The organism is Actinocorallia populi, from assembly GCF_002995495.1.
Taxonomy (GTDB): Bacteria; Actinomycetota; Actinomycetes; order Streptosporangiales; family Streptosporangiaceae; genus Actinocorallia; species Actinocorallia populi.
Genome location: NZ_PVZV01000001.1, coordinates 119,167 through 140,602 on the forward strand (window position 1 = coordinate 119,167; position 21,436 = coordinate 140,602).

At 70.4% G+C, this 21,436-nt stretch carries 18 protein-coding genes; 8 read left to right on the plus strand and 10 right to left on the minus strand.

Annotated features, from left to right (window positions below; translation table 11 throughout):
- Window positions 1-36 precede the first annotated feature (36 nt).
- Window positions 37-1,362 carry an outer membrane protein assembly factor BamB family protein gene (locus C2865_RS00615; protein WP_157963491.1) on the plus strand — a complete coding sequence of 442 codons (1,326 nt, stop codon included), beginning with the start codon at window positions 37-39 and terminating at the stop codon, window positions 1,360-1,362.
- A 258-nt stretch (window positions 1,363-1,620) separates the two neighbouring features.
- On the opposite strand, the gene recQ is transcribed toward C2865_RS00615, so the two are convergent.
- Window positions 1,621-3,450, minus strand: coding sequence for a DNA helicase RecQ (gene recQ / locus C2865_RS00620; RefSeq protein WP_106396313.1), 1,830 nt, complete (start codon window positions 3,448-3,450; stop codon window positions 1,621-1,623).
- 52 nt (window positions 3,451-3,502) lie between these two features.
- Window positions 3,503-3,712, minus strand: a complete 210-nt coding sequence (locus C2865_RS00625) for an EF-hand domain-containing protein (protein ID WP_106396314.1) — start codon at window positions 3,710-3,712, stop codon at window positions 3,503-3,505.
- Window positions 3,713-3,808: 96 nt separating this feature from the next.
- Here C2865_RS00625 and C2865_RS00630 point away from each other — a divergent pair, with 96 nt between their 5' ends.
- Together C2865_RS00630 and C2865_RS00635 are read left to right on the plus strand one after the other, a co-directional pair.
- Window positions 3,809-5,218, plus strand: coding sequence for a bifunctional phosphatase PAP2/diacylglycerol kinase family protein (locus tag C2865_RS00630; RefSeq protein WP_106396315.1), 1,410 nt, complete (start codon window positions 3,809-3,811; stop codon window positions 5,216-5,218).
- A 101-nt stretch (window positions 5,219-5,319) separates the two neighbouring features.
- Window positions 5,320-6,279 (plus strand): pirin family protein, encoded by a 960-nt coding sequence (locus C2865_RS00635; RefSeq protein WP_106396316.1) that lies wholly within the window; start codon window positions 5,320-5,322, stop codon window positions 6,277-6,279.
- A gap of 147 nt (window positions 6,280-6,426) precedes the next feature.
- On the opposite strand, the gene C2865_RS00640 is transcribed toward C2865_RS00635, so the two are convergent.
- Window positions 6,427-7,971, minus strand: a complete 1,545-nt coding sequence (locus tag C2865_RS00640; RefSeq protein ID WP_198652802.1) for a carboxylesterase/lipase family protein — start codon at window positions 7,969-7,971, stop codon at window positions 6,427-6,429.
- A 110-nt stretch (window positions 7,972-8,081) separates the two neighbouring features.
- Between C2865_RS00640 and C2865_RS00645 the strand changes: the two genes are divergently transcribed.
- On the plus strand, window positions 8,082-8,660 hold the full coding sequence (locus tag C2865_RS00645) for a TetR/AcrR family transcriptional regulator (RefSeq protein ID WP_106397395.1): 579 nt from the start codon (window positions 8,082-8,084) through the stop codon (window positions 8,658-8,660).
- Window positions 8,661-8,664: 4 nt separating this feature from the next.
- Here the strand turns inward: C2865_RS00645 and C2865_RS00650 are convergent, their stop codons facing one another.
- The 3 genes from C2865_RS00650 to C2865_RS00660 are packed head-to-tail and all read right to left on the minus strand — an operon-like array spanning window position 8,665 to window position 11,004.
- Window positions 8,665-9,309, minus strand: a complete 645-nt coding sequence (locus C2865_RS00650; RefSeq protein WP_198652803.1) for a response regulator — start codon at window positions 9,307-9,309, stop codon at window positions 8,665-8,667.
- A complete protein-coding gene (locus C2865_RS00655; RefSeq protein ID WP_106396317.1) occupies window positions 9,300-10,403 on the minus strand; it encodes a sensor histidine kinase in 1,104 nt (367 codons plus the stop codon). The genes C2865_RS00650 and C2865_RS00655 overlap by 10 nt, the downstream gene beginning before the upstream one ends.
- Entirely contained in the window at window positions 10,387-11,004 is a 618-nt protein-coding gene (locus C2865_RS00660) for a DedA family protein (protein ID WP_106396318.1), read from the minus strand. The genes C2865_RS00655 and C2865_RS00660 overlap by 17 nt, the downstream gene beginning before the upstream one ends.
- Window positions 11,005-11,137: 133 nt before the next feature.
- Between C2865_RS00660 and C2865_RS00665 the strand changes: the two genes are divergently transcribed.
- A complete protein-coding gene (locus tag C2865_RS00665; protein ID WP_232835269.1) occupies window positions 11,138-13,474 on the plus strand; it encodes a M28 family peptidase in 2,337 nt (778 codons plus the stop codon).
- A 47-nt stretch (window positions 13,475-13,521) separates the two neighbouring features.
- On the opposite strand, the gene C2865_RS41700 is transcribed toward C2865_RS00665, so the two are convergent.
- Window positions 13,522-14,538, minus strand: coding sequence for a DedA family protein (locus C2865_RS41700; RefSeq protein ID WP_157963492.1), 1,017 nt, complete (start codon window positions 14,536-14,538; stop codon window positions 13,522-13,524).
- A gap of 210 nt (window positions 14,539-14,748) precedes the next feature.
- Entirely contained in the window at window positions 14,749-15,144 is a 396-nt protein-coding gene (locus C2865_RS00675; protein ID WP_232835270.1) for a MarR family winged helix-turn-helix transcriptional regulator, read from the minus strand.
- An 86-nt stretch (window positions 15,145-15,230) separates the two neighbouring features.
- Here C2865_RS00675 and C2865_RS00680 point away from each other — a divergent pair, with 86 nt between their 5' ends.
- Window positions 15,231-16,697 carry an MFS transporter gene (locus C2865_RS00680; RefSeq protein ID WP_106396320.1) on the plus strand — a complete coding sequence of 489 codons (1,467 nt, stop codon included), beginning with the start codon at window positions 15,231-15,233 and terminating at the stop codon, window positions 16,695-16,697.
- A gap of 199 nt (window positions 16,698-16,896) precedes the next feature.
- Window positions 16,897-18,411 carry an MFS transporter gene (locus tag C2865_RS00685; protein WP_106396321.1) on the plus strand — a complete coding sequence of 505 codons (1,515 nt, stop codon included), beginning with the start codon at window positions 16,897-16,899 and terminating at the stop codon, window positions 18,409-18,411.
- 47 nt (window positions 18,412-18,458) lie between these two features.
- On the opposite strand, the gene C2865_RS00690 is transcribed toward C2865_RS00685, so the two are convergent.
- Window positions 18,459-19,025 (minus strand): nucleosidase, encoded by a 567-nt coding sequence (locus C2865_RS00690; protein ID WP_106396322.1) that lies wholly within the window; start codon window positions 19,023-19,025, stop codon window positions 18,459-18,461.
- A gap of 31 nt (window positions 19,026-19,056) precedes the next feature.
- On the minus strand, window positions 19,057-19,566 hold the full coding sequence (locus C2865_RS00695; protein WP_106396323.1) for a PaaI family thioesterase: 510 nt from the start codon (window positions 19,564-19,566) through the stop codon (window positions 19,057-19,059).
- A 179-nt stretch (window positions 19,567-19,745) separates the two neighbouring features.
- On the opposite strand from C2865_RS00695, the gene C2865_RS00700 reads away from it, so the two are divergent.
- Window positions 19,746-21,434: an adenylate/guanylate cyclase domain-containing protein gene (locus C2865_RS00700; RefSeq protein WP_232835271.1), complete on the plus strand. Its 1,689-nt coding sequence runs from the start codon at window positions 19,746-19,748 to the stop codon at window positions 21,432-21,434.
- Window positions 21,435-21,436: the final 2 nt, after the last annotated feature.

Genomic DNA, 21,436 nt, shown 5'->3' on the forward strand with positions numbered 1-21,436 from the left:
TCGCTCGGTTTTCTCTTCGGGGGGAGCGGCGACCTGGTGAGCTTCATTGTGTTCGCCGTGTTGCTCGTCGCGGGCATCCTCCTCGCCGCCCTCAACCTTGAGGGAGCGAAGTCCGGGGAAGTGGGCGGTCTTGGATGCGTGGTGATGGTCGTCGCGCTCCTGCTCGGAGGCGTGGCGGGGTACGGCGTCGGAGACCGCTCACGTGACGCGCGGATGGTCCCCGCCTGGGAGATCGAGGCGGACCTGCCCGCCAGCCTGGAGGGCAAGGGCATGTGGATGGCCGGCGACTCGGTGGTGCGGGTCCGCTCCGACGGGGCCGTCGCCTACGGGATGGACGGGCGGGTGCGCTGGAAGTACGGACTCCAGGGCGCGCAGGTCGTCTGCATGATGAGCCCGAACGCGGGCGGGGGCGCGGGCGTGGGACTCATCGGGTACGCGGAGGAGGACAAACCCTGCCGCCAGGTGGTGGCGCTGGACACCGCCACGGGAAAGGTGCTGTGGAAGCGCGTTCTGGGTGAGTTCGTGCATTCCTTCAGCCTGATCGGAGTGCTGGCGGTCGCTTCCGAGGCGGCGGTCCTGCCCGCAGCCGACGGGGTACGGGCCTTCGATCCGCGCTCCGGTAAGGAGCTGTGGAAAGCACGGGCGAAGCGCGGTTGCGCCTTCGAACCCGCCGAGGACGAGCTCGGGATCTCCGCAGGACGGCTCGCCGTCGTCTGGCGGTGCAAGAAGCGGGTCCTTCTGGAGTCCATCGACGTCACGACCGGAAAGCCGATCTGGTCCGTCCCGGTACCCGGACAACGGAAGATCGAGACCGTCTCCGTCCTGTCCGCCGAACCGGCGGTCATCCGGGTGCGGGAGAAAGGAGAAGGCGGCGACGACCGGATCCTGGCCTTCACCGGCGACGCGGAACCCTCCGGCGTCATACCGGTCACCGGCAGGGAGGGGCGGATCCCCTTCGACGACCCGTCCTTTCCCCTCGTCCATGGGATGAGCGTGCAGGTCCGGAACGGGATGATCTACGCCCTGCGCGACCGCGACAGGGACGTGGACAACATGATGACCGCCTACGGGCTCGACGGCCGGCCTCTCTGGAGCCGTACCTGGGATATGGGCCAGGTGGACGCGTTCTCCGTCCAGGACGACGGGATCGTCCTCGTCTACGAGGGATACAAGGGGCACCCGGACCGGGTGACGGTCCTTGACCTCCGCACCGGCGAGGACACGTCATCCCACCACCTCTACGACAACTCCTATTATTTCGGCTCCTTCCCCGCCTGGACCCACCGTCACCACGGCCTGACCCTGGTGGCCACTCCCGCCTCGGGCTCCCCGCTCGTGGCGTATCGCAAGGACAAGGACTGAGAGCCGCGACGAGACACCCTGCCTGAAGGCGCGTCGACCGGCCTCGCCGCAGACGGCCCACAGGGCGCCGACCGCGGCAGGAACCGCTCGCAGAGCACGATCAGGGCTCCGTCGAAGACCGCCCGCAGGGCTTCGGCTCCACCGGAGAACGCCTCCAGAGGACCCCGGCTCCGCTGGAGAACATCTCCGCAGAGCCTCGGCCGCGGCGCAGGCGTCGACAGGGCTTTGTCCGGGGTGGTCCTCGGGCGGCGGCCGGGGTCAGGGTTCGGCGAGGACCTCCAGGACCTGTTCGCCGTAGCGGTTGAGCTTGTTCTCGCCGATGCCGCTGATGGAGCCCAGCTCGGCGAGGGTGGGGGGGCGGCGGGTGGCGATCTCGCGGAGGGTGGCGTCGTGGAAGATGACGTAGGCGGGGACGCCCTGCTCCTTGGCGGTGGCGGCGCGCCAGGCGCGCAGGCGCTCGAAGAGCGGCTTGTCGGCCTCGGCGAGGTCGACGGGGGCCGCGGACGACGTGCGGGAGGTCTTGGCGATCTTGGCGGGGCGTTCGGGCTCGCGCCGCATGTGGACCTCCATGCGGCGGCCCAGGACCTCGGCGCTGGTGTCGGTGAGCACCAGGGTGCCGTAGTCGCCCTCCACGCCGAGCAGGCCGCGGGACAGCAGCTGGCGGACGACGCCGCGCCACTCCGCCTCGCGCAGCTCCGTGCCGATGCCGAAGACCGACAGCTCATCATGGCGGTACTGCTTGACCTTCTCGGTCTCCTTGCCGAGCAGGACGTCGATGATCTGGCCGGCGCCGAACTTCTGGTTGCGCTCGTTCTTCAGCCGGAAGACGGCCGAGAGGAACTTCTGCGCGGCGATCGTGCCGTCCCAGGACTCCGGCGGGACGAGGCAGGTGTCGCAGTTGCCGCACGGCTGCCCGCCGCCCTCGCCGAAGTAGGCCAGCAGCTGCGTCCGGCGGCACGTGACCGTCTCGCACAGTGCCAGCATGGCGTCGAGGTGGATCGTGGCGGCGCGCCGGTAGGCGAAGTCGCCGTCCGAGGAGTCGATCATCTTGCGCTGCTGCACGACGTCGGCCAGCCCGTAGGCCATCCACGCCGTGGACGGCAGGCCGTCGCGTCCGGCGCGGCCGGTCTCCTGGTAGTAGCCCTCGATCGACTTGGGGAGGTCCAGGTGCGCGACCAGGCGCACGTCCGGTTTGTCGATGCCCATGCCGAACGCGATCGTCGCCACGATCACCAGGCCGTCCTCACGCAGGAAGCGGGACTGGTGGCGCGCCCTGGTGCCGGCGTCGAGGCCCGCGTGGTACGGCAGCGCGGGGACGCCGTTGTCGGCCAGGAAGTCCGCGGTCTTCTCCACCGAGGCGCGCGACAGGCAGTAGACGATCGCCGCGTCGCCCGGGTGCTCGGTGCGCAGCAGCTCCAGCAGCTGCCTGGTCGGGTTGTTCTTGGGGACGATCCGGTACTGGATGTTGGGGCGGTCGAAGCTGGCGACGAAGTGCCGGGCGGCCTTCAGCCCCAGCCGTTCGGTGATCTCGGTGTGGGTGGCCTCGGTGGCGGTGGCCGTCAGCGCCACCCGCGGCACGTCCGGCCAGCGCTCGTGCAGCATCGACAGGGCGAGGTAGTCGGGCCGGAAGTCGTGGCCCCACTGGGAGACGCAGTGCGCCTCGTCGATCGCGAACAGCGCGATCTTGCCCTGGTCGAGCAGCTGGGCGGTGGACTCCAGCTGCAGCCGTTCCGGCGCGAGATACAGCAGGTCCAATTCCCCCGCGCGGAAGGAGCGCTCGACCTCGCGCCGCTGGTCGAGGTTCTGCGTGGAGTTGAGGAAGGCGGCGCGGACGCCCAGGGCCCGCAGGGCGTCCACCTGGTCCTGCATGAGCGCGATGAGCGGCGAGACCACCACCCCGACGCCGGGCCGGACCAGCGCCGGGATCTGGTAGCACAGGGATTTGCCGCCGCCGGTCGGCATGAGGACCAGCGCGTCGCCGCCGGCGACGACGTGTTCGATGATCTCCTGCTGGCCTGGCCGGAAGGAGTCATAGCCGAAGACGCGTCTGAGTGCGTCCAGTGCGTCCTGCGCTCCGGGGGAAGTCACCCGGCCAGTCTAGGGAGCCGGGAACGTTCCTGGGGCGGGACCTGTGGACGACTCAGAGGGTGTCGAGCATCCTCTCGAGCTCGTCGAACGTGATGTACCCGTCGTAGTTGGTGTCCGCACGCTCGAAGCGCTCCTGCGTCTCGGCCTTGCTCCACACCAGGCCCAACTCGTCCAGGACCATGGTGAACCCGACGAGATCGAGCCGGCCCTTCTCCTGGACGTCGATCGTACGGAAAGCGGTGAGCAGGCCGTCGACTGTCAAAATGGCGCTCCCTTCCTTGTCTAGATCATCGAATGATGACACAGGCTGTGACGATTCACACGGTAGAAACGGTTCCCTTACGGGGATACGACGCGCATGGACCTGGCCGAAATCGATCGCCGTGCGTTCGACAGCGTGGCCGCCGCCCGGCTGCGCGGGCTGGAATTCGTGCTGCCCCGGCTGTCGAAGGCCGCCGATCACGGGATGCTCTGGTTCGGCCTGGCGGGGGCGCTGGGGTCGACGGGAATTCCCGCGCTGCGCCGCGGGGCGTTGCGCGGAGTGATCGCGATCGGACTTGCAAGTCCCTCGATCAATCTGGTGGGTAAACAGTTGTTTCGGCGGCGGCGTCCGCTCATCCATAACGTGCCTCCGATACGGATTCACCGCATCCCCACTTCGCCCTCTTTTCCCTCCGGGCACTCGGCCTCGGCCGCGGCGTTCGCCACCGCCATCGCCCTGGAAGCACCTAAAAGAGTGGCTTTGCCCGTTCTCGGGCTCGCGGCGGGCGTGGCGTTCAGCCGGATCTACACCGGCGCCCACTACCCCGGAGACGTGCTGGCCGGAATCCTCTCCGGCGCCGTCGCGGGGGCGACGACCCGGTTGTTGTGGCCCACCCAGGCACCGGCCCATGTGACGAACCTCAACCGGGTGATCGAACCCCGGGATTCCCAGGGCGCGGGCGTCATCGTGGTCTCCAACAACGACCCGGAGACGATCGCCGACCTGCGTACGGAGCTCCCCCACGCCGAGTTCGTGAACTGCCAGGAAGACCTCGAGGGCACTCTCGAGGACGCGGCCCAGCGGGCCAGGGTCCTCGCCGTCTGCGGAGGAGACGGGACGGTCAGCGCGGCGGCGGCCGCGGCCCTCCGCCATGACGTTCCCCTGCTCGTCCTACCGCTGGGGACGCTCAACCACTTCGCCAAGACGCTCGGCATAGAGACGGTTTCCGACGCGCTGGACGCCTATTGGAGCGGCAGCGTGGCACGCGTGGACGTCGCCGCCCTGAACGACGTGCTGTTCCTCAACACGGCCAGCTTCGGGGCGTACTCAGAGCTGGTCGACAGAAGGGAAGGACTGGAGAAGCGGATCGGCAAGTGGCCCGCGCTGGCCATCTCGGCCTTCCGGGTGCTGCGTCATGCCACGCCGGTGGACGTCACGGTGAACGGGGAGCCGCGCCAGGTGTGGCTGGCCTTCATCGGCAACTGCGAGTACGGAACGCGCGGTGCCATCCCGACCACCCGAGACAACCTCACCGACGCGCTGCTGGACGTCCGTCTGGTGTCGGTGAAGCGGCATCTACGGCGGCTGCGCGCGTTGGCGGTCGTCCTGGCAGGACGGCTCTGGCCGCTGTCGGATTACGAGAGCACGCTCGTGGAGTCGCTGACGGTCACATCCCGCAACGGCCTCCGCCTCCGGGTGGCCCATGACGGGGAGACCGAGGACGCCCGGACCCCGATCGTCTTCACGAAGCATCCCAAGCAGCTGACGGTTTTCGTGCCCATCTGAACGTTCCGGGGGCTGGCCGCCCTCGCGGAATAAGTTTAAAATTCAACATGTTGGAGCCGGTGACCGAGCGCTCCAGCGCCACCGAGCCTGAAGGAGGGCCCATGCCCGCCGTCACCGTGGAGAACCCTCTCACCCTGCCGCGCATCCCCGTCCCCGACCCGGCGAACGGCGCGCCGCGGCCCGTGCTCGGCGTGACCGACGCCCCCCAGGGCTTCGAGGGCGAGGGCTTCCCCGTGCACCGGGCCTTCTCCGGAGTGCACCCGCGCCACCTCGACCCGTTCATCATGATGGACCAGATGGGCGAGGTGGACTACGCGCCGGGCGAGCCCAAGGGCACCCCCTGGCACCCGCACCGCGGCTTCGAGACCGTCACCTACCTCATCGACGGCGAGTTCCACCACCAGGACACCGCCGGAGGCGGCGGCAAGATCGGCCCCGGCGACACCCAGTGGATGACCGCGGGCTCGGGACTGCTGCACATCGAGGCCCCGCCGGAGCACCTCGTCATGAGCGGCGGCCTGTTCCACGGGCTGCAGCTGTGGGTGAACCTGCCCGCCAGGGACAAGATGATCGCGCCCCGCTACCAGGACATCGCCGGGAAGAAGATCACCCTGCTGACCACCCCCGACGGCGGCGCGCTGCTGCGGGTCATCGCGGGCGAGCTGGACGGCCACCGCGGACCCGGCTCCACGCACACGCCGATCACGATGATCCACGCGACGGTCAGCCCCGGAGCCCGCCTGACGCTTCCGTGGAACCCGTCGTTCAACGGCCTCGCGTACGTGCTCGCGGGGCAGGGCACGGTCGGCACGCAGGACCGCCCGATCAGGACCGCGCAGCTCGCCGTGTACGGCAAGGGCTCCAGCATCACGCTGGCCGCCGACGCCAAGCAGGACTCCAACAAGCCCGCCCTCGAGGTCGTCCTTCTGGGCGGACAGCCGATCGGAGAGCCGATCGCGCACTACGGCCCGTTCGTCATGAACACCCGCGCCGAGCTCCAGCAGGCCTTCGAGGACTTCCAGGCCGGCCGCCTCGGAGTCATCCCGGCCGACCGCATCTGACGTCTGCACACGCGAAGGCCGCTCCCCGGATCCCGGAGAGCGGCCTTCGTCATCGTGCGCCGGCTGAAGTTCTTTCGCAGGGGCGCGCACACCACCCGCGACTGATGCGCGCTGAAGGACGTGCGCCTGACGGCGCGCTACCCGTGCTTACGCGCCCTGAGTGCTCCAGAAGCGGTAGTGGTGGTCCTTCACGAACTCCGTCCGCTTCCAGTCTCCCGAGGTCAGGGACTGCACGTACCGCTCGTCCGCCGTGTCGCGGAAGCCCGGCCAGGCCGTCTCACCCGTCTCGGCGAAGCCCACCCAAGCGTCGATCATCCGGTCGGCCAGCCGGTTCTGCTCGGGCGTCCGCTCCTCGAACAGGTCCATGTCGAACAGGTAGGCCAGCTCCACCATGTGGTTGGCGCCCGGCTCGAAGCTGGGCTCGGGGTAGCCCTTGTACCAGAGGGTCTCGGCCTCGGCGAACTCGTACATCCGGGTCGGCGTCCACCGCGACAGCAGCCGTGCGGTGTCCAGCGTCGGCGCCGACCACGCCGAGTCCGTCCTGGCCGCGGCCAGGGCCTCTCCCGCCGAGGGGAAGGCGCTCAGCGGGTAGCGCTTCAGCACGGCGCCGGCCTTGTCGCCGAACTGCTCGCGGAGGGCCGGCTCGTAGGCCTCGGGCCGCATGGGCTTCCCGGTCGCCAGCTCCTCACCGAGGATCATCCCGCGCTCCTCGCCGTGGTTGACCCCGATGAGCACCGGAACCCGGTTGAACTTCCCGGTACGCAGCGCCTTCTCGGGAGCCACCGGCAGCAGCCGGGTCCCGCTCATCGGCAGCGGATCGGCGTACGCCCCGTACGCCTCCATCAGCTCGGCGGCGGACTTGTCGCGCAGGCACGCCGCGGTGTCCTTCTCGCAGCCCACCGCCTTGATCACCCGCTCGCTGTCGGCCTCGGCCTCCGCCCTGGTGCGTGAGCTGCCCGTGACGCACGGGGCGCTCTGCACGATGGCGCGGTCGAACAGGCCCTTCGACCGCGGCGAGGCGAGGTGGCCGCACACGGCGAACCCGCCTCCGGACTCGCCCATGACCGTCACGTTCCGGGCGTCGCCGCCGAACGCGGCGGCGTTGGCGCGGACCCAGCGGAGCGCGGCCTGCTGGTCCTCCAGGCCGAGGCCGCCCGACTCCTTCAGCGACGGGTCGGCCAGGAAGCCCATGACGCCCAGCCGGTAGTTCATCGAGACCACGACCGCGCCGGCGGCGGCCATCCGTTCGGGCTTGTACATGTCGCCGGTGCCGTACATCAGGCTGCCGCCGTGGATCCACACGATCACAGGGAGGTCGCCCTTGGCGCCGGCAGGAGCGGTGACGTTCAGGTAGAGGCAGTCCTCGTTCTCGCTCGGCACCCCGATCGGGTAGCCCACCGGCTGCGCGCAGGCCGCTCCCGGGGAAGTCGCCTCGCGCACGCCCTGCCAGGGCTCGGCGGGCTGCGGTGACTTCCAGCGCAGCTCCTCCACCGGCGGAGCCGCGTACGGGATGCCCTGGAAGCTGCGCACGCCGTTCTTCACGGTGCCGCGCAACTCGCCCAGGGTCGTGCCGACCACTTCGTCGTGCTTCGTGCTGCCCGCCTCAGCCGTGGTGGAGGTCATCCCGACCCAGCCGAGACCCGCTGCCACCAGAGCCGCCGTTGCCAGAGAAACGTTCTTGATGATCCGCATGCCGAGGACGGTACAGAGATTTGGGCGATCGCGCAAGACGAACGCGCAAGACATTCGCCTAAGGCGATCGTCCTATGCGTTCGATCTAATCCGGGGGTATGCTGCGGCGCATGGGCAACCGTGAAGATCTGCTCGCAGGAGCCAAGAAATGCCTGCGCGAGAAGGGCTACGACCGCACCAGCGTCCGCGACATCGCCACCGCCGCGGGCGTCAGCATGGCGGCCATCGGCTACCACTACGGATCGCGGGAGGCGCTGCTCAACCAGGCGCTCTTCGCTCTCCTCGACGAGGGCGGCTCCGGTACGGGACGCGCACTCGTCACCGAGGACGGAGACTCCGCCGCAGAGGGCTACGCGCGCATGTGGGAGAGCCTCATCGAGCAGTTCCGCGAGCAGCCGGACCTGTGGCTGGCCTCCGTGGAGCTGTTCATGCAGGCGCAGCGGCGGCCCGAGCTGCGCGACGCCCTGGCGGGGGGCCTCGGCCAGGGCAGGTACGGGATGGCGGGAATCCTGGAGGGCGTACCGGAGGAAGAGGTCTCCGAGCGCTCCGCGCGCACGCTCGGGATGGTCCAAACGGCGCTGGCGTCGGGCGTGATGATCCAGTGCCTCAGCGACCCGGACAACGCCCCCACCGCGGCCGAGGTGCTCGAAGGCCTGCGCGCCCTGGTGAAGATCCTGGACGCGCCGTAGCGGATCAGGAGCCGAGGTAGCGCAGGACAGCCAGGACCCGGCGGCTGTAACCGGCGGTGTGCGACAGCTCCAGCTTGTCGAACAGGGCGTTGACGTGCTTCTCCACCGCGCTCTGCGACACGTGCAGGGCCTGGGCGATCGAGGCGTTGGTCAGACCCTGCGCCATCAGCTCCAGCACCTCGCGCTCCCGGGGGGTCAGCCGGGCCAGGGGGTCGGTGTGGCTGGTCCGCGCGAGCAGCTGCCGCACCACCTCCGGGTCGAACGCCGCTCCCCCGGCGCCCACCCGCTCCAGCGCGTCCAGGAAGTCGCCCACCTGGGCCACCCGGTCCTTGAGGAGGTAGCCGACGCCCTCGACGTTCGCGCTCATCAACTCGGTGGCGTACTTCTTCTCCACGTACTGCGACAGGATCAGCACCTTGACGTCCGGCCAGCGCCGCCTGATCTCCAGGGAGGCGCGCAGCCCCTCGTCGGTGTGCGTGGGCGGCATCCGCACGTCGGCCACCACCGCTTCGGGCCCGTGCAGGGCCACCGCCTCGAGCAGCGCGTCGGCGTCGCCGACCGCGGCGAGCACCTCGTGGCCCTCCTCCGCCAGCAGCCGCACCAGGCCCTCGCGCAGCAGCGCGGAGTCCTCGGCCAGGATCACCCGCACGGCAGCTCCGCCGTGATCGTGGTGGGTCCGCCGGACGGGCTGGCCACCGTGAAACGGCCGTCCAGCGCGGCCACCCGCCGCGCCAGTCCCGACAATCCGCCGCCCGCCGCGTCCGCCCCGCCCACGCCGTCGTCCTGTACGCACACGACGATCATTGTGTCGCGCTCGCGGACCTCGACGGTGACCGTGGAGGCGCGGGCGTGCTTGGCCGCGTTGGTCACCGCCTCGCTGACCACGAAATAAGACGCCGTCTCCACCTCCGTCGGCAGCCGTTCGGGCAGATCGCAGACGACCTTGACCGGGATTCCGGCGCGTTCGGCCACGCCCTCCAGCGCGTTGGCGAGCCCCAGGGAGTCCAGCCCTGACGGATAGACCCGCCAGGCGACCTCCCGCAACTCCGCGAGAGCCTGCTGGGCCTGCTCATGCGCCTGTTCCAGCGCCTCCTGCCGTCCCCTGCGGGCACGTCCGATCATCATGGACAGTGCCACCAGCCGTTGCTGGAGCCCGTCGTGCAGGTCGCGCTCGATCCTGCGGCGCTCGGAATCGACGGCCGCCAGGACGCCCGCGCGGCTTTCGGCCAGCTCGGTGATGCGGCGCTGCAGTGCCTCAGTGGGATCGGGGCCGAGCATGCGCAGGGCCAGCCGCCGCTCCAGTGCGTGCGCTCCCGCCAGCCCCGACAGGTCCAGGAACAGCAGGACGAGCCCCATCAGGCAGAAGTAGACGAGCAGCGGCACGCTCGGCAGCATGCCGTCGACCGGCACTCCCCGCCCCCAGGACCAGGAGATGACGACCACCGCTCCGAGGCCGCAGCCCAGCAGGACGACCACCAGGCCGCCGAGCACGCCCACCGGCAGCCTGGCCGCCAGATAACGCAGCTCGCGTCCGTCGGAGCGGTCCGACCCGAGCCCGAGGGACACGGGGTCGAGGCCCAGGCGGCGGGCTTCGAACACGGTCAGCCGCCGGGCCGCCCTGCGCACCGCCGGACGGCCGGCGAACGGCAGCACCGGCAGGAGCAGCAGCAGGCCGAGCAGGGCGGTGACCGCGCCGAGGGTCACCGCCCCGGCCAGCCGCAGCCCCTCAGTCATGGAGCGCATGCCGTCCCTTGTGCCTCTCGTTCAGCCTGACGCCCACGAAGACCAGCACGGCCACCAGCGCCAGGCCGAGCACCGCCTTGGAGCCCATACCGGCGTACTTCTCGACCAGCTCCCAGTTCTCGCCCAGAAGGTAACCGGACATGACGAAGAGCGTATTCCAGATGAGGCTGCCCGCCGTGGTCAGCAGCGTGAAGACACCGAGCGGCATCCGCTCCACCCCGGCCGGAATGGAGATCATGCTCCGGAAGATGGGGATCATCCGACCGAAGAACACCGTCTTGCGTCCGTGCTTGAGGAACCACGCCTCGGTCTTGGTGATGTCGTCGAGCTTCACCAGCGGAAGCCGGGCCGCGAGAGCGAGCGTGCGCTCGCGGCCGAGCAGCGCACCCACTCCGTACAGCGCCAGCGCGCCCAGGACCGAGCCCAGCGTCGTGCACACCAGCACCGCCACCAGGTTCATCTCGCCCCGGGAGACGGTGAAGCCCGCCAGCGGCAAGATCAGTTCACTGGGGATGGGCGGGAAGAGGTTCTCCAGCGCGATCGCCAGCCCGGCGCCCGGAGCTCCGAGTTTTTCCATCAGTTCGACTACCCAGTCCGTCATGCCGCAAAGCTATGAAGGATCGGACGCCGCCGGAATGAAGTGCGCCGCCGACTTGAACTGAGGAAAACCACAGGTATGACCGGGCGTGGACCTCATTCCACCGGCCGGGTGCCCGAACCTACCGTTCCCCACCATGATCGGAAAGTTGTTCGACGTTCCCGGACGGGTGCCGGCCGGCACCGCCGCCCTTCTCCTGCTGACCGGATTGATCGTGTTGTCCGCCCTGACGGACGGTGCGATGCGCCCTCTGCCCGCCTCAGCGCCGGAAAGGGAGTTCAGCGCCGGGCGCGCCCTCGTCCACCTGCGGGAGTTCGCCGCCGAACCGCGTCCCATCGGCAGCCCCGCGAACAACCGGGCCAGGACCTACCTGGCCGGGCAGCTGCGCTCCGCAGGCCTCGACGTCGAGGTCCAGCAGGCCGTCGGGGCGCGGTCTTCGACGGGACTGGCGACCTTCGGCCAGGTCGACAACATCGTGGCCCGGCTGCGCGGGACCGATTCCACCGGCACGGTGCTCATCGCCGCCCACTACGACTCCGCGGCCATGGGTCCGGGCGTCTCCGACGACGGCGCCGCGGTGGCCGCGATGATCGAGACCGTACGGGCGCTGCGGACCGGCCCCGGCCTGCGCAACGACATCGTCCTGCTCATCTCGGACGGCGAGGAGGACGGCGTGCTGGGCGCCGAGGCGTTCGTCCGGGAACACCCCTTGGGCCGCGCGGGCGGGGTGCTGCTGAACTGGGAGGCCCGCGGAGTGAGCGGCCCGTCGATGATGTTCGAGACGTCCAGGGACAACACCCGGCTGGTCGAGACCTTCATCAACGCCGTCCCCGACCCGCGCGGCGACTCCTCCATGGTGACGCTGTACCGGATGCTGCCGAACAACACCGACTTCACCCCGCTGACCAAGGCCGGATTCCGCGGCATGAACTTTGCCTACATCGAGCGCTCCTCGCACTACCACACAGCCGGTGACGACCTCGCCAACCTCGACCAAGGCAGCCTGCAGCACCACGGCGCGAACATGCTCGCGCTGACCCGCGCCCTCGGGAACACCGACCTCGCCGCCCTGGAATCCGACCACGACAGCACCTATTTCCGCGCCTTCGGCAAGATGATCAGCTATCCGGACCCGATCGTCCTGCCGCTGGCCGCGCTGGCCGTCCTCGCGGTGGCGGGACTGGCGGTACTCGGCCGCGTCAGGCGGCTGCTCAGCCTTCCCCGGCTGTTGTGGGCGGTGGTCTCTGCTGCGGTTCCGCTGATCCTGTCGGTCGTCCTGGCGCAGGCCTTGTGGTCGCTGCTGGTGTTCTGGCGCCCCTCCTACGACCTCATGGGCGGGCTCCTGCACCGGCCGCAACCGTTCCGGGCCGCCGTCGTCGCCCTGTCCGCGCTGGCCGTACTCGGCTGGTACCTGCTGTTGCGCCGCAGGCTCGGACCGGCTGCGATGGCGGTCGGCGCACTGATCTGGTTCGCGGGTCTGGGCCTCCTGTGCGCCTGGTCCGCTCCCGGGATGGCCTACCTGTTCACCTTGCCGGCGTTGCTGGGCGCGCTCGGCGGGCTGGCCGCGGTCCTGTTCAACGGTCCCGCCTGGGCACGGGTGGCCGCGGCGATGCCGGGACCCGTCGCAGCCGCGGTACTGCTGCCCGCACTGGCCGGGAACGTCTTCGACGGCATGGGATTGGCGCTCGGCGGCGCGAGCGCCCTGGTGCTCGCATTGTTCGGGATCTGCCTGCTGCCGATCGTGGAACTGTTCCTGCCCGAGCCGGACACCAAGCCGAGACGCGCCGTCGTCCTCGGCGTGCCCCTTGCGGCCGTCGTCCTGGCGGCGGGACTGGTGGGCATCGGCCTCGCGGTGGACGGCTACAACGCGGAACGCCCGCGGCGCACGCACCTCGCGTACGTCATGGACGCCGACACACGCACGGCCCACTGGGTCAGCGCCGACGCCGAGCCCGCGGAGTGGACCAGGAGGTACGTCTCCGGCCACGACACCGAGGCGCTTCCCGAAGGGTACGCGCGGGGCGCGCTGTGGACCGGGCCCGCACCGGCGATCCAGGCCGACGGCCCGCGGGTCACCGTCCTGGAACGCAGAGGGGACACGTTCGAGCTGCGCGTGACTCCCGGCAGGGGCGCACGCTCGGTGATGCTGCGGCTCGACCGCCCGATCGCCCGTGCCGCCGTGGACGCCGGCCGGTTCGGCTCGGTGGGCGTTCCCGTCACCGGCACCCGCACCGGCACCTGGCCTTCGGAGGTCCGCTTCCGCGGTATCCCCGCCAAGGGGGCGCGGATCACCCTGCACGTTCCCGGCGCCGACCGGATCCGGCTCCTCGCCGTCGCCGAGACCGACGGCCTCGCCGCGGTGCCGGGCTTCGTCCCCGGCCCTCCCGGGCTGGTCGCGGCCACCCGGGAGGACGGCGGCATCACCGCCGTCACCCGCGGCCATGTCCTGGCGGACGGCCTCCACCGGCCGTGAGACCGGACTCGCCGTAAGCCGGCGGCCGCCGTTCCCGGGCCGCGTCCTCAGGTGCGGGGCGGGTTCCATCCCTGGTGGCCCTGGCCGCCCTGGCCCGGACCGTCCTGGTAGGGCCGGTCGCGGCGGGTCTGGGCCTGCGGGGGCCGGCCCTGGTAGGGCTGGCCGCCCTGACCCGGATAGGGCTGAGGCTGGTGAGGTTGGGGCTGGGGCTGGTACGGCTGGGGCTGAGGCTGAGGGGGCCGGCCCTGGTACGGCTGGACCTGGTGGGGCTGAACCTGGTGGGGCCGGTCCTGGGAGTGCCGTCCCTGGTAGGGCCGGCCCTGCGGGGCGGGCTGGCCCGGGTGGGGCTGGGCCTGGCCCTGGTAGGGCTGGCCGGGGTGGTTCTGACCCGGGTGGCCCTGGCCGCCCTGGCCCGGCCGGCCCGGCTGGGGCCGGTCGCCCTGGTCCCCGTCCTCGTCGCCGCTCCGCCCCCGGTACTTCTCGTTCAGCCTGATGCCCACGAAGACCAGCACGGCCACCAGCACGATGGCCAGGACCGCCTTGGAGCCCATCCCGACGTACTTCTCGACCAGCTCCCAGTTCTCGCCCAGGGTGTAGCCGGCCATGACGAAGATCGTGTTCCAGATGAGGCTGCCGGTCGCGGTCAGCAGGGTGAAGACGCCGATCGGCATCCGCTCCACCCCGGCCGGGATGGAGATCATGCTCCGGAAGATGGGGATCATCCGGCCGAAGAACACCGTCTTGCGTCCGTGCTTGAGGAACCACGCCTCGGTCTTGGTGATGTCGTCGAGCTTCACCAGGGGGAGCTTGGCGGCCAGGGCCAGCGTGCGCTCGCGGCCGAGCAGCGCACCCACCCAGTACAGCGCCAGCGCGCCCAGGACCGAGCCCAGCGTCGTGCACACCAGCACGGCCACCACGTTCATATCGCCCTGGGAGGCCGTGAAGCCCGCCAGCGGCAAGATCAGTTCACTGGGGATGGGCGGGAAGAGGTTCTCCAGCGCGATCGCCAGCCCGGCGCCCGGCGCACCGAGCTTCTCCATCAGTTCGACCACCCAATCTGTCATGCCCAAAGACTATGAGAAATCAGATATGGCCGTAATGAAGTGCGCCGCTACCGCTAGCTGCGGAAACCAACTTTACGCAGAACGCGGTGCCCGTCGCACCAGGCAGGCGGCCGTACTCACCGTTCCCTGCCGCGAGCGGAAAATCATTCGACATTCCCGCCGAGCGCCCGCGCCGTGCGGGCCCGCGGGAAAACGTCACGCTTCACCGGCTCAGCCGCTGAAGGCCTCGGCGATGACGGCGCGGTGGGAGGGGCAGGCCCTCTCCCAGCGGCGTTCGCCCTCGCCGGTGAGGGCGACGAAGACGCCGCGGCGGTCCTGGGCGCACATGGAGCGCCGGACCAGCCCGTCCTTCTCCAGGCGGGCGACGGTCCGGGAGAGCGCGCTCTGCGTGAGGTGCACCTCTTCGCTGAGCTGCTGCATGCGCAGGCCCTTGTCACCGGCCGCGTCGCCGTGCTCGGCCTTGTGGTCGGCGAGGCGGTCGAGGACCTCGAACTCGCTCATGCCCAGGCCGTGCTCGTGCAGTGCCTTGTCCAGGCGGCAGGACAGCGCCGCGACCTGGCGGGCCAGCTCGCGCCACTCCTCCACCTGCTCGCGGACTTCGCTCACGCGCCGAGGGTAGCATGCAGCAGAATCATATGCACACGCATTTGATGCTTGCGCATCCAATGCGTGTGCATGTAACTTCTTGCTCCATGATCCCTCACGGCAGCGTGAAAGACGCCTCCGAACCCGCTTCCTCCGGGACGCGGTGGTCGCCCCGCCTCTGGGGCACCCTCCTCGTCCTGTGCACCGTCCTCTTCCTCGACGGCCTCGACGTCTCGATGGTCGGCGTCGCCCTCCCCGCCATCCAGGCGGACCTGGGCCTGTCCACCGCGACGCTGCAGTGGATCGTCAGCGGTTACGTCCTGGGCTACGGCGGGCTGCTGCTGCTCGGCGGACGCACCGCCGACCTCCTGGGCCGGCGGCGGGTGCTGCTCGTCGCGCTCGCGGTGTTCGCCGTGGCGTCCCTGCTCAGCGTCTTCACCGACAACGGGACCCTGCTCATCGCCACGCGTTTCATCAAGGGCGTGGCGGCGGCGTTCACCGCTCCCGCGGGCCTTTCGATCCTGACCACGACGTTTCCCGAAGGACCCGTGCGCAACCGGGCGCTGGGCATCTACACCGTCTTCGGCGCCAGCGGCTTCTCCTCCGGCCTGATCCTCGGCGGCCTCCTGTCGGAGTTCGACTGGAGAGTGGTGTTCCTGCTGCCCGCCCCCCTGGCGCTGGCGGCACTGGTCGCCGGTCACTACCTCATCCCGCACAGCTCCGAGCGGGACGAGGGCGGCTATGACCTGCTCGGCGCGGTCACCTCGACCGGCGCCCTCCTCCTGCTGGTGTTCACCGTGGTCAGCGCCCCCGAAGCGGGCTGGACCTCCGTGCGCACGCTGGGCTCCTTCGCCCTGGTCGCCGTGCTGGCCGTCTCCTTCGTGGCCGTCGAGCGGCGGGTGGCGCACCCGCTGGTGCGGTTGAGCATCTTCCGCAACAAGCTGCTGGTCTCCGCCAACCTGTCGGCGATGGCGGTCTTCGGCTCCTACGTCGCCTTCCAGTTCCTGGTCGCCCTGTACCTGCAGAACGTCCTCGGCTGGTCGCCGCTGGAGATGGCGCTGGCCCTGCTGCCCGCCGGGCTGATCGTCGCCTTCTCCGGCTCCGCGATGGGCAGGCTGATCACCCGCTACGGGCCGGCCCGTCTGATCGCGCTGGGCATGGTGTCCTTCATCGCGGCCTACGCCCTCTTCCTGCGGGCGGACGCCGAACCCCGCTTCGCCACCGTCATCCTGCCCACCGCCCTGCTGCTGGGCGCCGGTTTCGCCCTCGCCTTCAGCTCGCTGAACTCCCAGGCGACCGCGGGCGTGGCCGACCACGAGCAGGGGCTGGCCTCCGGCCTGGTGCAGACGTCCTTCCAGATCGGCGGCGCGGTGGTGCTGGCCGTGAGCACGGCCATCGTCTCCGACGCCCCCGTCACCCGCGGGGAGATGCCCGAGAGCTTCCGCCCCGCGCTGCTCCTCATCACCGCCGTCGCGGCACTGGGCCTGGTCAGCGCGGTCCGGCACTGGTCCCACCGCTTCCCCGGCGAGGAGGCGGAGACGGAGCCGGTCCGCGAACTCGAGACCGTCGCCTGACCCTCCCGTCCGGAGGGGGCCGCCCGCCGCGTCCGGGCGGCCCCCTCCGGCGTCCGCCGGACGCAGGGGGCCGCCTTCAGGGGCGGCGGCCCCCTGTTCTCCCCGCTCCCGCACGCTGCCCGGTCAGCCGATCGTCAGCGCACGGTCAGCGGCGGAGGCGACGCTCTCCGGGATGGGAACGACTCCGGAGAGCAGGGACATGAGCACGAAACTCACCAAGTGGGGAACACTGGTCATCGCCTGTACGGCGATGCTGGTGCTGTCGGTGGACATGACGGCGCTGCATCTGGCGATACCGCTGCTGACGCGGGAGCTGGCGCCGTCGGCGGCGGAGATCCTGTGGATCGCGGACGGGTACGGGTTCGCGCTGGCCGGCCTGCTGATCACGATGGGCTGGCTCGGCGACCGGATCGGGCGCAGGAGGCTGCTGATCGCGGGGGCCGTGGCGTTCGCGGGCGCGTCCGCGCTGACGGCCTACGCGCACACCACCGAGACGCTGATCGCCGGACGGGTGCTGCTCGGGATCGCGGGCGCGACGATCATGCCGTCGGCGCTGGCGCTCGTCCGCAACGCCTTCACCGAATCGGCGGAGCGGACGATGGCGGTCGGGATCTTCGCGGGCGTCGGCGGGCTCGGGGTCGGGCTCGGACCGCTGCTCGGCGGGGCGCTGCTCGACCACTTCTGGTGGGGCGCGGTCTTCCTGATCAACGTGCCGCTGATGGCCGTCGTGGTGGCGGTCGGACCGGTGGTGCTGCGGGAGTCGCGCGACCCCCGGCCCGGCAGGCTCGACCCGTTGAGCGTGCTGATGTCGGCGGCCGGGATGGTGGGCGTCATCTACGCGGTGAAGGAGATCGCGACCGGCGGTTTCGACCTGGAGCGGACGGCCATCGGGCTCGTCTCGGTGGCGGTGCTCGTGGCGTTCGTCCGCCGGCAGGCCCTCATCGCCGACCCGCTGATCGACGTGCGCCTGTTCCGGATCCCCGCTTTCTCCGGCTCGGTCGGGGTCAACCTCTTCGCGATGTTCGCGCTGGTCGCCCAGTCGCTGGTCTTCGCCCAGTTCTGGCAGCTCGTCCTCGGCTGGAGCCCGTGGGAGGCGGGACTGGCCGGGCTGCCCGGCGCCCTCGGCGCGATGGCGGGCGGAGCCGCGCTCTCCCCGCCGCTGATCTCCGCGGTGGGACGGGCGAAGGCGATCGCCGCCGGGCTGCTGCTGACCGCCTGCGCCTTCGCCTCGTTCACCGCCTTCGGCACGGACCTGGAGTACTGGACGCTGCTGCCCGTCCTCATCCTCAACGGTCTCGGCATGGGTGTGGCCATGGCCGTCACGTCCGACACGATCCTCGCCTCGGTGCCGAAGGAACGCGCCGGCGCCGCCTCCGCCGTCTCGGAGACGGCCACAGAGCTCGGCGGTGCGCTCGGGATGGCGCTGCTCGGCTCCGTCGTCAACGCCGTCTACCGCTCCCGTATGGACACTCCCGAGGGACTTCCCGGCACGGCCTCCGCGATGGCCGAAGACTCTCTGCCCGGCGCGTACGAGGCGGCCACCGCGCTCCCGGCGGATGTCGCGGCACGCACACTGGAAGCCGCCAAGCTCGCCTACGTCGACGCCATGCACACCGCTCTGCTGTGCAGCGCGTTCCTCGCGCTCTGTGCAGCCGTGGCGGCACTGTACGCGCTGCGCTCCGTTCCCAAGGAACTCGAGTCCGTCAGCGTGTGAACCCGACGTCCCGCTCCGCCGCCCCTGCCGGAGCGGGACGTCACACGTCACAGGTGAGTCATGACCCAGGCCGCCAGGTCGCGGGCGCAGGCCTCCACCGATTCCTTCCACGTCAGCGCGGCCTCTTCGTCCGCGGTGTCGCTGACGTGCTTGACGAGCCGGACGGGGACACCCGCGGCATGGGCGGCCGACGCCACCGCGTAGCCCTCCATGTCCACGAGGTCCGCCTGCAGGGCCAGGCGTGCGCGGACCTTCTCGGAGGAGACGAAGGCGTCGCCGGTGGCCAGCGTCAGGCCCTCGGGCCGCAGCCCCAGGGGAAGGCCGGTGGGGCGGCCGGTGAGCGCCTCGATCGCCTCGCCGTCCAGGTCGTGCTGGACGACCCGGGCGATCTCGTGGGTGCCCTTGATCCCGGGCCTGAGCGCCCCGGCCGTGCCCAGGTTGACGATCTCGGCGGGGCGGTGGACGGCGAGGACCCTCGCCACGGCCACCGCCGCGTTGACCTTTCCCATTCCAGTGAGCAAAAGGGGAAGGTCGTGATTAAAGTGGACCGCTTCCTCTTCGGCGGCTACGACCAGAAGAGGGCGGTCGGGGGCGATGATCCCGGTGAGCCGCATACCCGCACGTTATCGCCTGTTCAGACGCCGGTCAGCGTTCCCCGAAGAAGTGTTCACGGGGGACCTCCAGGAACAGCGCGGCGGCCTGGACGGCGACCGGGCCGTCCGGGGAACCGATCCGCCCCTCGCCCTGGAGATAGATCTTGCGGCCGTCCACACCGGTGCACCAGGCCTTCAGGTGCACGACGGATCCCACCGGGACGGGGAGGCGGTAGTCGGTCTCCAGGCGTCCGGTGACGGCCATGCGGCCCAGGTTCCAGGCGGCGGTGCCGAGGATCTCGTCCATGGCCGTGGCCAGGAGGCCGCCGTGCGCCAGGCCCGGCGAACCCTGGTGCAGATCGGTGACGGTGAACCGCCCGTAGACCGCCTTGCCGTCGGTGCCCGTCCGCTGGAACCGCAATCCGGACTCGTGCTCCTCGCCGCAGCCGAAGCAGCCCCTGTAGCCGCCGGTCTCCAGCAGGTCCTCGGGCTGGAGCATCTCGAGCCGCTGCTCGGGGACCGGGGCGTCGGGGGGCGGGGTGGTCGCGGGCGAAGCGGTCATGGGTGCCTCCGGTCTGTGGTCACCGCATATTACTTTTAAGTAGCCAGACAAAAAGAACACAGATCCTGTGTTGTGCGTCATAGCATCTGGCGCCCCCCAGGGCGCACTCTCTGAGTACGTCTCATGACTTACGCCGAGATCCAGGGGATGCGTAGAGTGACGCGCGACGGAGGTGACGGGTGGACCGGGAACAGGTGACACACGGCCTCGACGCACTCGGAGCCAGGCTCGCGGCCCTGCCCGGCGCACCCAGGAACAGCCTGGAACTGCGGGTGCGCTGGCTGCTGGCCACCGTCGTCGCCGTCGCCAACGGCGTGGGCGGCATCGTCGTGCTGCTGTTCGTGCTGGTGGTCCTCCCCAACCCGGAGGAGGTCATCGAGGCCCGCCCGAACATCAACATGATCAACCTGATCTCCTTCCTCTCCTATCCGGTGGTCGCCGCGCCTCTGGTGATGTGGTGGGGACTCAAGCTCTTCGACCCCGTACGGCGGCTCGTCCGGGAACAGGGCACACCCGACCGGGAGCAGCGCCACGCCGTCCTCCTCGGACCCGCGCGGCTCACCCTCATCCAGGCCGTCCTCTGGGGCGTCGGCGCCCTGGTCTGGACCGTCATCAACGCCACCTTCCACCCCCTGATGGCGCTCAAGGTGGCGATGACCTCCCTTCTGGGCGCGATCACCACTCTGGCGCTGGTATACCTGCTCGCCGAACGCCTGCTGCGTCCCGCGACGGCCCTCGTCCTGGCCACGCAGCCGCCGCGCGAGCACCTGATGTCACGGGTGACGAGCCGCGCGATGCTCGCCTGGGCGCTCGGTACGGCGGTTCCGCTGCTCGGCCTGGTCGTCATCGCGATCGTCGCCTTCGTGGACCCGGACTTCGTCCAGGTCGAAGTCGCCTCCTCCAGCCTCGTTCTGGGCGTGGTGGCGCTGACCGTCAGCTTCCTGGTGACGTTCGAGGCCTCACGCGCCGTCGGAGACCCGATCAGAAACGTGCGTGACGGCATGGCGCGGGTCGCGAAAGGCGACCTGGATGTGAGCCTCACCGTCTACGACGCGAGCGAGCTCGGGCAGTTGCAGGCCGGGTTCAACAACATGGTCACGGGGCTGCGCGCACACGAACGCCTACAAGATCTGTTCTCCCGGCACGTCGGAAGCGATGTCGCGGAACTGGCCCTCAACTCCGACATCTCGCTCGGAGGCGAGATCAAGGAAGTCGCCGTTCTCTTCGTCGACCTGGCCGGATCCACCAAGATGGCGGCCGAACGTCCGCCGGACGAGGTCGTCGCGCTGCTCAACCTCTTCTTCGGTGTCGTCGTCGACTGCGTGAACCGCAACGGCGGCTGGATCAACAAGTTCGAAGGCGACGCCGCGCTCGCCATCTTCGGCGCCCCGACTCCGCTGGAGCAGGCCGGCGGGCACGCCCTCACCGCCGGACGGGAGATGGCCACCCGGCTGCCGCTGGAGGTGCCCGAGGTCACCGCCGGAATCGGCGTCTCCGCCGGAACGGTCGTCGCCGGATACATCGGCGCCGAGCAGCGGTTCGAGTACACCGTCATCGGCGACCCCGTGAACGAGGCGGCCCGGCTGAGCGACCTGGCGAAGACCGCCTCCCCGCTGCGCGTCCTCGCCTCCGCGGACGTCTTGGAGGACTGCGACCCGCTGGAGGCGTTCCGCTGGGAGGCCGGCCAGGCCATCACGCTCCGCGGACGGCCCCAGCCGACGATCCTCGCCCACCCCCGGACGGCGAACGAGCCCGAGTCACCCCTGCCGGAACTGGTGGCCCGGACCCGCGGCCGCCTCAAGCGCCGTAGCCGGATGTTCCCGCTGCTCTCACTCTTCTCCCTCCGCCAGGACGACTCCGACCTCTGACG

Bases quoted from the DNA above. Each gene is read 5' to 3' on its own strand.
- C2865_RS00695 (WP_106396323.1), bottom strand. From the start codon at position 19,566: ATGACCGCTTCGCCCGCGACCACCCCGCCCCCCGACGCCCCGGTCCCC.
- C2865_RS00630 (WP_106396315.1), top strand. From the start codon at position 3,809: ATGGACCTGGCCGAAATCGATCGCCGTGCGTTCGACAGCGTGGCCGCC.
- C2865_RS00680 (WP_106396320.1), top strand. From the start codon at position 15,231: ATGATCCCTCACGGCAGCGTGAAAGACGCCTCCGAACCCGCTTCCTCC.
- C2865_RS00655 (WP_106396317.1), bottom strand. From the start codon at position 10,403: ATGCGCTCCATGACTGAGGGGCTGCGGCTGGCCGGGGCGGTGACCCTC.
- C2865_RS00635 (WP_106396316.1), top strand. From the start codon at position 5,320: ATGCCCGCCGTCACCGTGGAGAACCCTCTCACCCTGCCGCGCATCCCC.
- C2865_RS00645 (WP_106397395.1), top strand. From the start codon at position 8,082: ATGGGCAACCGTGAAGATCTGCTCGCAGGAGCCAAGAAATGCCTGCGC.
- C2865_RS00660 (WP_106396318.1), bottom strand. From the start codon at position 11,004: ATGACGGACTGGGTAGTCGAACTGATGGAAAAACTCGGAGCTCCGGGC.
- C2865_RS00690 (WP_106396322.1), bottom strand. From the start codon at position 19,025: ATGCGGCTCACCGGGATCATCGCCCCCGACCGCCCTCTTCTGGTCGTA.
- C2865_RS00640 (WP_198652802.1), bottom strand. From the start codon at position 7,971: ATGCGGATCATCAAGAACGTTTCTCTGGCAACGGCGGCTCTGGTGGCA.
- C2865_RS41700 (WP_157963492.1), bottom strand. From the start codon at position 14,538: ATGACAGATTGGGTGGTCGAACTGATGGAGAAGCTCGGTGCGCCGGGC.
- C2865_RS00685 (WP_106396321.1), top strand. From the start codon at position 16,897: ATGAGCACGAAACTCACCAAGTGGGGAACACTGGTCATCGCCTGTACG.
- C2865_RS00665 (WP_232835269.1), top strand. From the start codon at position 11,138: ATGATCGGAAAGTTGTTCGACGTTCCCGGACGGGTGCCGGCCGGCACC.